At 48.2% G+C, this 14,004-nt stretch carries 12 protein-coding genes and 1 pseudogene; 5 read left to right on the top strand and 8 right to left on the bottom strand.

From position 1 onward, the window contains the following. Positions 1-98 precede the first annotated feature (98 nt). The 5 genes and pseudogenes from FDW88_RS16525 to ugd all read left to right on the top strand — a co-directional run bounded on the left by FDW88_RS16525 (position 99) and on the right by ugd (position 6,457). Positions 99-1,038: pseudogene (locus FDW88_RS16525) on the top strand (glycosyltransferase family 2 protein). A gap of 62 nt (positions 1,039-1,100) precedes the next feature. After that, positions 1,101-3,077 (top strand): MFS transporter, encoded by a 1,977-nt coding sequence (locus FDW88_RS16520; RefSeq protein ID WP_137362971.1) that lies wholly within the window; start codon positions 1,101-1,103, stop codon positions 3,075-3,077. A gap of 123 nt (positions 3,078-3,200) precedes the next feature. After that, the gene (locus FDW88_RS16515) at positions 3,201-3,572 is read left to right on the top strand and encodes a GtrA family protein (RefSeq protein WP_137362970.1); all 372 of its coding nucleotides are present in this window, start codon (positions 3,201-3,203) and stop codon (positions 3,570-3,572) included. A 105-nt stretch (positions 3,573-3,677) separates the two neighbouring features. Beyond that, entirely contained in the window at positions 3,678-5,084 is a 1,407-nt protein-coding gene (gene gndA, locus FDW88_RS16510) for an NADP-dependent phosphogluconate dehydrogenase (protein WP_137362969.1), read from the top strand. A gap of 206 nt (positions 5,085-5,290) precedes the next feature. Further along, positions 5,291-6,457: a UDP-glucose 6-dehydrogenase gene (gene ugd, locus FDW88_RS16505; protein ID WP_137362968.1), complete on the top strand. Its 1,167-nt coding sequence runs from the start codon at positions 5,291-5,293 to the stop codon at positions 6,455-6,457. Positions 6,458-6,519: 62 nt separating this feature from the next. On the opposite strand, the gene FDW88_RS16500 is transcribed toward ugd, so the two are convergent. From FDW88_RS16500 to hisD, 8 genes are all read right to left on the bottom strand, one after another. After that, positions 6,520-7,524 (bottom strand): NAD-dependent epimerase, encoded by a 1,005-nt coding sequence (locus tag FDW88_RS16500; RefSeq protein WP_137362967.1) that lies wholly within the window; start codon positions 7,522-7,524, stop codon positions 6,520-6,522. A gap of 286 nt (positions 7,525-7,810) precedes the next feature. Then, positions 7,811-8,422 carry a bifunctional phosphoribosyl-AMP cyclohydrolase/phosphoribosyl-ATP diphosphatase HisIE gene (hisIE, locus tag FDW88_RS16495; protein WP_137362966.1) on the bottom strand — a complete coding sequence of 204 codons (612 nt, stop codon included), beginning with the start codon at positions 8,420-8,422 and terminating at the stop codon, positions 7,811-7,813. Further along, the gene (gene hisF / locus FDW88_RS16490; protein WP_137362965.1) at positions 8,416-9,192 is read right to left on the bottom strand and encodes an imidazole glycerol phosphate synthase subunit HisF; all 777 of its coding nucleotides are present in this window, start codon (positions 9,190-9,192) and stop codon (positions 8,416-8,418) included. The genes hisIE and hisF overlap by 7 nt, the downstream gene beginning before the upstream one ends. Beyond that, positions 9,174-9,911 carry a 1-(5-phosphoribosyl)-5-[(5-phosphoribosylamino)methylideneamino]imidazole-4-carboxamide isomerase gene (hisA, locus tag FDW88_RS16485; RefSeq protein ID WP_137362964.1) on the bottom strand — a complete coding sequence of 246 codons (738 nt, stop codon included), beginning with the start codon at positions 9,909-9,911 and terminating at the stop codon, positions 9,174-9,176. Before hisA ends, hisF begins: the two co-directional genes overlap by 19 nt. Beyond that, positions 9,911-10,501 (bottom strand): imidazole glycerol phosphate synthase subunit HisH, encoded by a 591-nt coding sequence (gene hisH / locus FDW88_RS16480; RefSeq protein WP_117343300.1) that lies wholly within the window; start codon positions 10,499-10,501, stop codon positions 9,911-9,913. Before hisH ends, hisA begins: the two co-directional genes overlap by 1 nt. Then, entirely contained in the window at positions 10,501-11,568 is a 1,068-nt protein-coding gene (gene hisB / locus FDW88_RS16475; protein ID WP_096756621.1) for a bifunctional histidinol-phosphatase/imidazoleglycerol-phosphate dehydratase HisB, read from the bottom strand. The genes hisH and hisB overlap by 1 nt, the downstream gene beginning before the upstream one ends. After that, positions 11,565-12,644 (bottom strand): histidinol-phosphate transaminase, encoded by a 1,080-nt coding sequence (gene hisC, locus FDW88_RS16470; RefSeq protein WP_117343301.1) that lies wholly within the window; start codon positions 12,642-12,644, stop codon positions 11,565-11,567. Before hisC ends, hisB begins: the two co-directional genes overlap by 4 nt. Continuing rightward, on the bottom strand, positions 12,641-13,945 hold the full coding sequence (gene hisD / locus FDW88_RS16465; protein ID WP_137362963.1) for a histidinol dehydrogenase: 1,305 nt from the start codon (positions 13,943-13,945) through the stop codon (positions 12,641-12,643). The genes hisC and hisD overlap by 4 nt, the downstream gene beginning before the upstream one ends. Positions 13,946-14,004: the final 59 nt, after the last annotated feature.

The following is a 14,004-nucleotide window of genomic DNA, read 5'->3' as shown; positions in this document are numbered from 1 at the left end:
ATCAGGAACTTGTTCGCACCTTCCCTAAAGTAAATTGTTAGATAGAATACAAAATAAAAGCGACACAATCATTAATATTTATTAAAGTGGAATTGGAAATGTTAAATAAAGAAGACTTTCGCATAGCTGTAATAGTCCCATGTTATAATGAGGAGGTATCGGTTGCTAATGTTATTAAAGATTTCAATCAATACTTACCCGAGGCCGAGGTCTATGTTTTTGATAATAACTCTACTGATAATACGGTAGCGATAGCTAAAAATGCTGGTGCACATGTTTTCTGTGTAAAAGAAAAGGGAAAAGGGAAAAGGGAATGTTGTACGTCGGATGTTTGCTGATGTCGATGCAGATATCTATGTCATGGTTGATGGGGATGCTACATATGATGCTTCAATCAGTCGCGTTTTGATAGATAAGCTTGTTTCTGAAAGATTAGATATGGTCGTCGGTGTACGTGAGCATACAGACAAGAATGCATATCGTGCAGGACATACATTTGGGAACAAGGTTCTGACTGGTTGTGTTAAAAGTATTTTCGGTGGTGATTTTTCAGACATGCTTTCTGGTTATAGAGTATTTTCAAAAAGATATGTTAAGTCTTTCCCTGCTATGGCAAAAGGGTTTGAAACCGAGACTGAGTTAACTGTACATGCGCTTGAACTTAGAATGCCCTATTCTGAAGTTGTCACACCATACTTTGCAAGGATGGAAGGTTCTACTAGTAAATTAAGTACCTATAAGGACGGGGTAAGAATATTAAAAACAATTGTTAAACTTTACTCTTCTGAAAGACCTTTTTTATTCTATAGCATTGCGGCATTTTTATTTGCCCTCATTGGTATTATATTGTCGTTGCCACTGTTAAAATATTTTTTAGATACAGGTTTAGTGCTTAGGCTCCCGACGGCTATCCTATCAACAGGACTAATGATATTTTCATGTATTCTGTTTATCACTGGATTGATTCTGGAAAATATAACTGCAGGCCGTAGGGAAGTTAAGCGGTTATTCTATTTATCAATTAAAAACATATATTAATAATCTCATTATTAGTTAGCTTATTTTCTGATTATAATATTAATTGTTTATAAGGTTAAGGAATGATTTTTACAATTAAAAAACACAAGTTTGATATGGAAATATTGTATATTCCAATTGTTTTTATTCTTGTGCTTATTGGTTTGTATATTACAAATTCACAACAAAAAAACGTCAATGCATTAGGCTGTGATAATTATGGTTATATGAGGCAAGCTGAGCTTTTCCGAGATAATGGTTTCATTTCTGGATTCAATTCTGATCTTAATGAGCCGCAGATAACATATTTAAAGGATATTGCAAAAAGATCCGATATGCCATCTGATGATTGGAAACAAGCAATAGCACCCCATTGTCACCATTATATTGCAGAGACAGATAAGATCGTCGACCAGTATCCTGTGGGGACCGGTTTTATTATGTCTATTTTTCCGGAAGGTAAATCGCAACCTATTATCTTAATATTAGGATGCTTTTTATTCGCTTGTATGCTGATTCACATCACTTCAACAGTAAAATTTGATGTGAAACGTTTTGTTTTGACTGTTGCCTATATTTTATTGTTTTTCTTCTATATTAACTCTCCTAGAACATTCAGCAGTCAATCTATTGTTTTATCCTATTTGTTTATTCCTCTGCTTGTATTTGTGAACTTTAAATCAAGAGTCGGAAAACAATATAATTTATTTTTTATTGTTGTTTCTGGTATAATTAGTGGTGTTCTTATTAACGTAAGGATTCCAAATGTTTTTGTTGTGGCATTTACTTTCTTTTACCTGTTTAGATATGATTTTACAATAACGATAATAAAAAACATTACTAGTAAAGTTAAATATTTATCTGCATGGTCTGGTGGTGTTATATTTTTTGGATTTATTCCATTTTTTTATTATAATCTAATAAACGCAGGAGGCATTCTAAATACTACCTATGATTCAAATGATACTAAAGTCAATTTTCTTGGTATTCCTAAGGCACTAGGCTTTTATTTTTCTGATATCTACAGTGCAGCACTTCTCATTGCGACTGCTATTTTTTTATTATTTGGTTATAGAGATTATACTAATGGCAATAAAAAAATTAAATTTACTTTGTTAATTGGTCTTGGTTTTTATTTATTTAACATTATTTTCTTTGCTGCACATGATATCAATAATAACTATTATCCCAACCCTCTTTCATTTATAGTGTTATCAACTGTTTTTATTGAAATCGTCTATGCTTGCAAGCAAAGAACCTACCATATCTCAACGTTTTTCTTTTATTTCATTATCATATGTATCTCTCTATTGAATTATGTTAATACATATTCATATCGCCCTACTCTTGATGTTCCTGCTTGGATAAAAACAGATTCAGTTGTTTGGGATTATTTATTTAATGGATCGCTTGGTTACTATAATAATCATACTGCATCTAAACTATTACACTCTACTCCTGCCACTCAAGATCGGCTAATAGATTTAGTGCGCAGGGATGGTAAAGAACAATATTTTATCAATGATGACCCTGCACTAAAAGGTGTATGTGACCGCATCGCTGCTAAATATGGGGTCTATCCTGCTGGTGTAGCGGATTTGTTTGGGATATTTGATGTTTGGCTGTTAAAGCCAGAGGCTAAGCTATCTCCCGCATCGTCAAAAGGGCTTAGCAGTTGCGATCATTCACTTAATTTTTTTCCAATTCAAGAAATAAAAAACATTGTGCTTTCTATTGAAGATTATAAATATGTGGGGGAGAATATAATTCTTAGCGTAATCATTAAAAACAACTCGGATTGGCCACTGTTCGGTGGCGCTGGGAAACATCCTGTACGCCTTTCATGGTCTGACACAAAGATATCTAAGACTGGTTATCCCACTACAAGGCAAGATATACCAAAAGATACATTTATTTACGACGGTGCTTCAAAGTCATTTGATGTCAAAATCCCGAAGAGTGATATTCATACTAATGTTATTTATTTGTCTCTTTTAGCAGAGGGAAATGTCTGGTTCCAAGATCATGGTCTTTCACAAGTTTCAATACACCTCCAGTGAATTTAATGTCTAAATTGGTTGGGGTAATTAAAGTAAATGTGCAGTTTGTTTTAAAATAAAGTTTGTTATGGATGTAAATAGCTCATGAGGGTATTTTATCGAAGCGTAAGTCTTACTGGATTCATGAAATTTGGCATTGTCGGTGGTGTCGGATTTATTGTTGATGCGGCTGTTATGTATGCGCTCAAGACGTTTACGGGTGTATACGTTGCAAAAATAATATCTTTTTTTTGCGCTGTATTTGTTACCTATTTACTAAATAGGATATTCACATTTAAAGAAAAAGCATCAGGATTAACTAACCGTGAAGAGTTCAGTCGTTATCTTCTCCTAATGCTTTTGGGAGGTGTAATAAATTATACAGCTTTTTATCTTTCGGTTACGTTTAGTTCATTCATTTATACTTATCCTATTTTTGGCGTGGCGATAGGTAGTTTGACCGGAATGGTATTTAACTATATAACTTCAAGTCGTTTAATTTATAAAAACTCATGATGTTAAGCTAAAATAGATCTACCTATCATTTTTTAACTGAGCTACTATGCAGAAAAACCTTCAGGATGTTGTTTTCCTGAAGAGATCACCTGACAGGAGTACATAATGTCTAAGCAACAAATCGGCGTCGTTGGTATGGCTGTGATGGGGCGCAACCTGGCGCTCAACATCGAAAGCCGTGGTTACACCGTGTCCGTTTTCAACCGCTCACGTGAAAAAACGGAAGAGGTTATCGCCGAGAATCCGGGGAAAAAACTGGTTCCTTACTATACGGTAAAAGAGTTTGTTGAATCCCTGGAAACGCCTCGTCGGATCCTGTTGATGGTGAAAGCGGGCGCGGGTACTGATGCTGCTATTGATTCCCTGAAGCCGTATCTGGATAAAGGCGATATCATCATTGATGGTGGTAATACCTTCTTCCAGGACACCATCCGCCGTAATCGTGAACTGTCAGCTGAAGGTTTTAACTTCATCGGTACCGGTGTTTCCGGTGGTGAAGAGGGCGCGCTGAAAGGGCCTTCTATCATGCCTGGTGGCCAGAAAGAAGCTTACGAACTGGTTGCGCCAATTCTGACTAAGATTGCTGCTGTCGCCGAAGACGGTGAGCCGTGCGTAACGTACATCGGTGCGGATGGTGCGGGTCACTACGTGAAGATGGTTCACAACGGTATCGAATATGGCGATATGCAGCTAATTGCTGAAGCCTATTCTCTGCTGAAAGGTGGTTTGAACCTGTCTAACGAAGAGCTGGCAAGCACTTTCACCGAATGGAACAATGGTGAACTGAGCAGCTATCTGATCGACATCACCAAAGACATCTTCACCAAAAAAGATGAAGAAGGTAAATACCTGGTTGACGTCATTCTGGATGAAGCCGCTAACAAAGGTACCGGTAAGTGGACCAGCCAGAGTTCCCTGGATCTCGGTGAGCCGCTGTCGCTGATTACTGAATCCGTATTCGCTCGCTACATCTCTTCTCTGAAAGAGCAGCGTGTTGCGGCCTCTAAAGTCCTGACCGGACCTAAAGCTCAGCTAGCGGGTGATAAAGCCGAATTTATCGAGAAAGTGCGTCGCGCGCTGTATCTGGGTAAAATTGTGTCTTACGCCCAGGGCTTCTCTCAGCTGCGCGCCGCTTCTGACGAACACAACTGGGATCTGAACTACGGTGAGATTGCCAAGATCTTCCGTGCGGGCTGCATCATTCGTGCGCAGTTCCTGCAGAAGATCACCGATGCTTACGCTAAAAATTCCGGTATTGCTAACCTGCTGCTTGATCCGTACTTCAAGAACATCGCTGATGAATATCAGCAGGCGCTGCGTGATGTCGTCGCGTATGCCGTGCAGAATGGTATTCCGGTTCCGACCTTCTCCGCGGCGGTTGCTTATTACGACAGCTATCGTGCAGAAGTTCTGCCTGCTAACCTGATCCAGGCGCAGCGTGACTACTTCGGTGCGCACACCTATAAGCGCACAGATAAAGAAGGCGTGTTCCATACGGAATGGCTGGATTAATCTGATTTAACCCAAACGAAAATGCAGGCCCGGAGCGCTCCTCCGGGCTTTTTTATGGGCAAAAAACGGCATTCGGTCAGGTCTGATAGGCGTAGCTGTGCTAAATCGCGATATAATGCACTTATGCTGATCCGATACGACAACGTTGGGTCTAACGACGGTGATTTGTTCACTCTTTAATGTTTAACCAAAAGAAGTTAGAGCTAATGAAAATAACGATTTCAGGTACAGGTTATGTGGGGCTATCGAACGGTATTCTGATTGCCCAGCACCACGAAGTGGTTGCGCTGGATATTGTGCAATCCAAAGTGGACATGTTGAATCAGAAACAGTCACCGATTGCTGATAAAGAAATTGAAGAGTATCTGGCCACAAAAGATCTCAACTTCCGCGCTACCACCGACAAGCAAGAGGCTTATCGCAATGCTGATTATGTCATTATTGCCACGCCAACTGATTATGATCCTAAAACCAACTACTTCAATACGTCCAGCGTGGAATCAGTCATCCGAGATGTACTGGAGATAAATCCGCAGGCGGTAATGATTATAAAATCAACTATTCCGGTTGGTTTTACCCAGTCGATTAAAGAGCGCCTGGGTACGGAGAATATTATTTTCTCACCGGAGTTTCTGCGTGAAGGCAAGGCGCTTTATGACAATCTCCATCCTTCACGTATTGTGATAGGCGAGCGTTCCGCGCGTGCTGAACAATTTGCGGCATTGTTGCAGGAAGGTGCCATCAAGCAAGACATTCCCACATTATTTACCGACTCAACCGAAGCCGAAGCCATTAAACTGTTTGCCAATACCTATCTTGCCATGCGCGTGGCGTACTTTAACGAGCTTGACAGTTATGCTGAGAGTTTAGGTCTGGATACCCGCCAAATCATCGAAGGTGTCTGTCTGGATCCGCGTATTGGTAATCACTATAACAACCCCTCATTTGGTTATGGCGGCTATTGCCTGCCGAAAGACACCAAACAGTTGCTGGCAAACTACCAGTCGGTTCCCAATAATCTTATCTCTGCCATTGTGGATGCCAACCGCACGCGTAAAGACTTTATTGCCGACTCCATCCTTGCACGCAAGCCGAAGGTGGTCGGGGTTTATCGCTTAATCATGAAAAGTGGTTCTGATAACTTCCGCGCATCGTCCATTCAGGGGATCATGAAGCGGATTAAAGCCAAAGGCGTGCCGGTGATTATTTTTGAACCGGTGATGAAAGAGGATGAATTTTTCCATTCGCGCGTGGTACGCGATTTAGATGTGTTTAAAAATGAAGCGGACATTATCATCTCTAACCGTATGACGCCGGAACTAAGTGATGTCGCCGATAAGGTGTACACCCGCGATCTGTTTGGTAATGACTAACCTATATCGCGAATAAAAGAGGCCTTTTAAAAGGCCTCTTTTATATTTCAGAACGAACGAATTTATACCGCGTAGAAATCGCGATACCAGCCCACAAAGTTTTTCACACCATCTTTAACGGTTGTTTCGGGTTTAAAGCCAATCACGTCGTATAGTGCTTGAGTATCTGCGCTGGTTTCCAGCACGTCTCCGGGTTGCAGTGGCAGCATATTTTTAGTGGCTTCAATGCCTAGCGCTTCTTCCAGTGCCTTGATGTAATCCATCAACTCGACCGGGGCGCTATTGCCAATATTGTAGACGCGATAGGGGGCAATGCTGGTCGCTGGAGTGCCGGTTTCAACGGTCCACTGTGCGTCGGTCTGCGGAATAATGTCCTGCAAGCGAATAATCGCCTCGGCGATATCATCAATATAGGTAAAGTCGCGCTTCATTTTACCAAAGTTATAGACGTCGATGCTTTTCCCTTCCAGCATCGCTTTGGTGAACTTAAACAGCGCCATATCCGGGCGACCCCACGGGCCGTACACGGTGAAGAAACGCAATCCCGTGGTCGGCAGGCCATATAAATGCGAGTAGGTATGCGCCATCAGCTCGTTGGCTTTTTTGGTTGCCGCATATAAGGACACGGGGTGATCAACGGAATCATCTGTGGCAAACGGCATCTTGCGGTTCAGACCGTACACTGAACTAGAAGAGGCGTAGAGCAAGTGTTGGATTTGGTTATGCCGACACCCTTCCAGTACGTTCAAAAAGCCGGTCAGATTGGAGTCTGCGTAAGCATGTGGATTGTCGATTGAGTATCGAACGCCCGCCTGTGCGGCGAGATGGATCACGCGATCAAAGCGCTCCTCCGCGAAAAGTGCCGCCATGCTTTCCCGGTCAGCTAAATCAAGCATATGAAAATGGAATCCGGGGTGTACCAGCAACGCCAGGCGCGCCTGCTTAAGGCTGGCATCGTAGTAATCGTTGAGATTATCCATACCGACCACCTGGTGGCCAGCGTCCAGCAAGCGTTTACTAACGTGGAAGCCGATAAAACCGGCGGCACCCGTAACCAGGTATTTCATTTTTGCACCTCTGTCTGGCTTTATAGTTGCCAGGCGCCATCAGGCGCCAGAAAGGGAGAATCATACCGTTTGACGATAAAAAAGATAATCGTTATCTGTTATTACCCTGTTCGGTTTTTCTGGTTACCTATTGGCGTTTCCTGTCCTTTCTGTCAGGAAAAATAGTGCTGCACGACCTCAAGTTTAAAGCTGAGAGAATACTTGCACATAAAAAACTGCACCTTACTTCGTTGGATGTCCAACTTTTTGGGTGCAGTTCATCGCCCGGTTTTTTTACGCCCGAAGTTTACTGATGCCGCTGACGCAAATTCTCTATTACCGTGGTCAGATCGAGATCCTGATCCTGCAGCAGTACCAGCAGGTGATACATCAGATCGGATGCCTCATTGGTCAGTTCGAAACGGTCATGTACCGTTGCGGCCAGCGCGGTCTCCACGCCTTCTTCACCGACTTTCTGGGCGATGCGTTTGGTGCCGCTGGCATACAGTTTAGCCGTGTAGGAACTCTCCGGGTCCGCCGTTTTACGCTCAGCAAGTAGCTGTTCAAGTTGATACAGGAACAGCCACTGGTGGCTGGCCTCGCCAAAACAGCTGCTGGTCCCTTTATGGCAGGTGGGCCCAATCGGGTTCACCAGCACCAGTAACGTGTCGTTATCGCAATCGGGCGTAATGCTGACCACATTGAGGAAGTTGCCGGAGGTTTCGCCCTTGGTCCACAGGCGCTGTTTGGTGCGCGAGAAAAAGGTCACTTTGCCGCTTTCAAGCGTTTTGTCCAGTGCTTCAAGGTTCATATAACCCAGCATCAATACTTCGCCGGAGACCGCATGCTGTACGACAACCGGCATCAGTCCGTCGGTTTTTTCCCAGTCCAGTTCGCGGCATTGTTGCTTCGTTAACATATCCTGATCTCCACGCCCTGCGTTGCCAGGTACGTTTTTAATTCACCAATATTAATAATCTGCTTGTGGAACACTGAAGCGGCGAGCGCGCCATCGACATCCGCATCCTGGAAGGCAGCAAGGAAGTGTTCCATGGTTCCTGCGCCGCCGGAGGCGATCAGCGGAACGTGGCATACTTTACGTACTTTTTTCAGTTGTTTGAGATCGTAGCCGTTACGCACGCCGTCCTGGTTCATCATATTGAGGACGATTTCACCTGCGCCGAGTTTTTGCACCTCTTGAACCCAGTCGAGGGTTTCCCACTGGGTGACGCGGGTTCGGCTTTCATCGCCAGTGTATTGATTAACGTGATACTTCCCAGTTTCGGCGTCATGCCAGGTATCGATCCCAACCACGATGCACTGCACGCCAAAGCGCTCGGCAAGGCGAGTAATCAGCGACGGGTCAGCCAGCGCAGGGGAGTTGACAGAAATTTTATCCGCGCCGAAAGTCAGTATTTTCGCAGCATCGTCCACTGACTTAATCCCGCCCGCCACGCAGAACGGGATGTCGATCACTTCCGCTACGCGCGATACCCAGCTCTTATCGACTACACGTCCATCGCTGGAGGCGGTGATATCGTAGAACACCAGCTCATCTGCGCCCTCGTCGGCATAGCGTTTCGCCAACGGGACGATGTCACCGATGACCTCGTGATTACGAAACTGGACGCCTTTCACTACCTGACCATCGCGAACGTCCAGACACGGAATTATGCGTTTTGCCAGCATTGAATGGCCTCCTCAACGGTGAATTTTCCTTCCAGCAGCGCGCGTCCGACGATCACGCCGCGCACGCCGGTTCCGCGCAGGGCGGCAACGTCGTCGATATCACCAATACCGCCGGATGACTGAAAGGCCACCTGCGGATATTTAGCGCAGATTTCTTCATAAAGCGATACGTTAGAGCCTGCCAGCGTGCCGTCGCGGGAGATATCGGTGCACAGCACATGCTTCAGGCCAACGGGCAGGTAGGTTTCCACCAGTTCTTCCAGCGAAACGCCGGAGTCTTCCTGCCAGCCGCTGACCGCGACCTGTTTGTTGCCTTGTTCGTCAAAACGCACATCCAGCGCCAGCACCAGTGCATCTGCACCGAAACGCTCGAACCAGCCTTTGACGACTTCAGGTGATTTTACCGCCGTCGAGCCAACCACAACGCGCGCCACGCCGGCTGCCAGCAGGGCCGCAACGTCCTCTTCTGTGCGCACACCGCCGCCAACCTGCACCGGTACGTTGACACCGGCGACCAGCGTTTTAATCAGCGGGATCTGACGCTTGAGCGGATCTTTCGCGCCGGTTAAATCTACCAGGTGCAGAACCTCTGCACCTTGTGCGGCGTAATCCTGCAAGCGCGGCAGGGGATCGTTGCCGTAATCACGCTGGGTGGCGTAATCGCCCTGGTGGAGACGCACAACTGTGCCGTCGATTAAATCTAATGCCGGAATAATCATCACATCTCCAGAAAATTTTTCAGCAACAGCGCCCCAGCGGCACCCGAGCGCTCAGGGTGAAACTGTACGCCGAAGAAATTATCTTTTTGTACCGCTGCAGTGAACGGTTCACCGTAATGGCACTGGGCGATGGTCGAGGGATTGACTGGCATTGCGTAGCTGTGAACAAAATAAAAATACGCGCCATCGTCAATGCCGCGGAACAGGCGATTTCCCGCCTGCGGATACACCCGGTTCCAGCCCATATGCGGCAGTGGCAGGCCAAAGTCAGTCATCTTAGGTACGTCTTGCTCAATAATACCCAGCATATCGACGCCATTGCTCTCTGCACTGCGCCGACCGAGCAGTTGCATACCCAAACAAATCCCCAGAACCGGTTGGGTACAGGCTTTGATCAGCTCAATCAGTTCGCGTTCACGTAGCTGGTCCATCGCCGCCTGCGCGGTCCCGACGCCGGGCAGAAAAAGCTTATCAGCGCGCAGTACCACATCGGCGTCGCGGCTGACGATGGGGTCATAACCGTGACGCGCCACGGCAGATTTCACTGAGTTGAGGTTGGCGCAGCCGGTGTCGAGGATCACCACGTTCATCACAGCACTCCTTTTGAGGAGGGAAGGGTATCGCCCTCAACGCGAATCGCCTGGCGCAGCGTGCGGCCAAAGGCCTTGAACAGGCTTTCCACACGGTGGTGATCGTTTTTGCCCTTGGTCTTCAGGTGCAGCGTCACGCCCATGGTGTAAGAGAGCGAACGGAAAAAGTGCTCGATCATCTCGGTGCTCAGATCGCCAACGCGCTGATAGGTGAATTCAGCCCGGTATTCCAGGTGCGGACGTCCGGAGATATCCAGCGCGCAGCGGGCCAGGCATTCGTCCATTGGCAGCACAAACCCGAAGCGGTTGATGCCACGCTTGTCACCCAACGCCAGTTTTAACGCTTCGCCCAGCGCCAGACCGGTATCTTCTACGGTGTGGTGATCGTCAATATACAAGTCGCCCTTGACGGTGATTTCCATGCGAAAACCGCCGTGGGTCGAGATTTGATCCAGCATGTGGTCAAAGAAGCCGACGCCGGTATTAATTTTGCTGCGGCCCTCGCGGTCCAGCCACACTTTGACGTCAATCTGCGTTTCTTTGGTATTACGCTCAACGTGGGCGTAGCGGTCGCGTTTGGTCAGCTGTTCGCTAATCATCGACCAGTTCAGGGTGTCACGGTGGTAGCGTAACCCGCCGATACCCATGTTTTCAGCCAGCTGAATGTCGGTTGCGCGGTCGCCAATCACGTAGCTGTTCGCGGTATCCAGCGCCTGTTCAGCCAGATACTGTTCGACCAGCTTCACTTTTGGTTTACGGCAGTCGCATTCGTCTGCTGGCAGGTGCGGGCAGATCAGCACCTCATCAAACACCACGCCCTGCGAGGTGAAAATTTGCATCATCAGGTTATGCGGCCCGTCAAACTCAGCCTGCGGGAAGCTTTGCGTTCCCAGTCCATCCTGGTTGGTGATCATCACCAGTTTATAACCGGCTTTTTGCAGCTTGAGCAGGGCAGGGACAACCTCCGGCTCAAAGGCCAGTTTGTCAAAGCGATCAACCTGAAAGTCACTTGGCGGTTCTGAAATCAGGGTTCCATCACGGTCAATAAAAAGATACTTCTGGCTCATACTTGCTCCGCACGTAAAGCGTCAATGACGCGCTGGCTTTCTTCACGGGTGCCGACGGTGATCCGCAGGCAGCCGCTTAATGAAGGTTGTTTGTTCTGGTCTCGTAAGATAATGCCCTGATCCCACAAAGATTTAAACACAGAACTGGAAGCGGTAAAGCGGGCCAGAATATAGTTGGTTTCAGAGGTGAAAACCTGCTCCACGCAGGGGATCGTGTTCAGGGTATCCACCAGGTACTGACGCTCTTGTAGGATCTGCGCTACGCGTTCACGCATGGCGGCAATGCCTTGTGATGTCAGCGCCTGGGCGGCGATATCGGCTACCGGCGTCGACAGCGGGTAGGGGGCGATCACTTTCAACAGCAGGTTAATCACCTCTTCATTGGCCAGCGTAAATCCGCAGCGCAACCCTGCCAGCGCAAACGCCTTGGAAAGGGTACGCAGAACCACCAGGTGTGGATATTCCGTTAACCAGCCGGCCAGCGTCGCCTGCGGACAGAACTCAATGTACGCTTCATCGGCGACCACAATGGCTTTACCTTGGGTCATTTCAAGCAGCGAGCGTAGATCTTGTGGGTTAATCAACTGGCCGGTCGGATTGTTAGGGCTGCAAACGTAAACCACCTTCACGCCATCAAGCTTGTCGGCAATGCCCTGGAGATCGAGCTGCCAGTCGGCAAGCGTAGGCACGGTGCGGCATTCCACGCCGATGGTCTCAGCGCTGACGCTGTACATGCCGTAGGTCGGCGGGCAGTAAAGAATGGCATCCTGGCCGGGTTCACAAAACGCGCGGACCAACAGTTCGATACCTTCATCTGCCCCTCGGCTAACCAACACCTGCTCCGGTTTAACGCCCGCGTACTGTGCGTAATTCTCAATCACCGCTTTTGGCTGACATTCCGGGTAACGGTTAAGCGTCTGCTGGCTGAGCTGAAACTCAACGGCCGTCGGGAACTCGTTGGCATTCAGCCAGACGTCGCCATTACCGCCCAGACGACGGGCAGACTGATAGGGCGTCAGTTCGCGGACATTTTTACGGGCTAAATCGGTGACGCTAAGAATGTTGTCAGTGCTCATGCTTGCTCCTTGAGGGCGTTAACACGCAGGGTGACGGCATTTTTGTGGGCGGTCAGTCGCTCCGCGGCGGCCAGCGTTTCGATGGTTGAGGCGAGGGCTGAGAAACCTTGTGGCGACAGTTCCTGGACGGTCATCCGCTTTTGGAAGTCTGCCAGCCCGAGGCTTGAACAGGTCGCGGTGTAACCGTAGGTCGGTAGCACGTGGTTTGTCCCTGAGGCATAATCACCGGCGGATTCCGGTGACCAGTCACCGAGAAACACGGAGCCGGCGTTGGTGATGTCATCGACCAGTTCACGGGCGTTACGGGTCTGAATGATCAGGTGCTCTGGGCCGTACTGGTTAGAAATGGCGATGCACTGCGCCAGATCCCGGGTCACAATCAGACGGCTGGCGCTCAGCGCCTGACGCGCTGTTTCCGCGCGTGGTAGTTCAGCAAGCTGGCGTTCAACGGCGTCAGCCACGCGGCGGGCTATCCCGGCATCTGGCGTCAGCAGGATCACCTGAGAGTCCGGGCCGTGCTCGGCCTGTGAGAGCAAATCAGAGGCGACGAAATCCGGGGTCGCGCCACTGTCGGCAATCACCAGGACTTCGGAAGGGCCGGCCGGCATATCAATGGCCGCACCGTCCAGACGCTGGCTTACCTGGCGCTTGGCCTCCGTTACCCAGGCATTACCGGGGCCAAAAATTTTGTCGACTTTTGGTACCGATTCGCTACCGAAGGCCAGAGCGGCAATTGCCTGGGCGCCACCGACGTTAAACACTTCTTGCACACCGCACAGCTGCGCCGCATACAAAATTTCGTCGGCGATAGGCGGTGGCGAGCACAGCACCACGCGTTGGCAACCAGCAATACGGGCCGGGGTGGCAAGCATCAAAACCGTTGAGAAGAGTGGGGCCGATCCCCCCGGAATATACAAACCGACGGAGCTTACTGGACGTGTCACCTGCTGGCAACGCACCCCGGGCTGCGTTTCAATATCTACCGCGGGCAGTTTTTGCGCGTTGTGAAACGTTTCAATATTTTTCACCGCGACCGCCATCGCCTGCTTGAGGTCATCACTCAGACGCACGCTGGCGGCGGAAATCTCTTCGGCACCGACTTTCAGCGCGCTGACGGTGGTTTTATCAAATTTGGCGCTGTATTCGCGCAGCGCCGCATCACCGCGTGATTTGACGTTATCCAGAATGTCGCTGACAGTACGGGTGATGCTGTCCGAGGCAGAGATTGCCGGGCGCATCAGCAATTCGCGTTGCTGTTCTATGCTGCAGGTATTCCAGTCAATCAGGGTATTGAAGCTCATGGTCGTTACTCCATTATCGGGTGTTGCCGGATGGCGACGCTGCCTTATCCGGCCTACAA

This window comes from Citrobacter sp. wls829 (assembly GCF_005280825.1).
Taxonomy (GTDB): domain Bacteria; phylum Pseudomonadota; class Gammaproteobacteria; order Enterobacterales; family Enterobacteriaceae; genus Citrobacter; species Citrobacter gillenii.
This window is presented reverse-complemented; position numbering and strand designations above follow the sequence as displayed.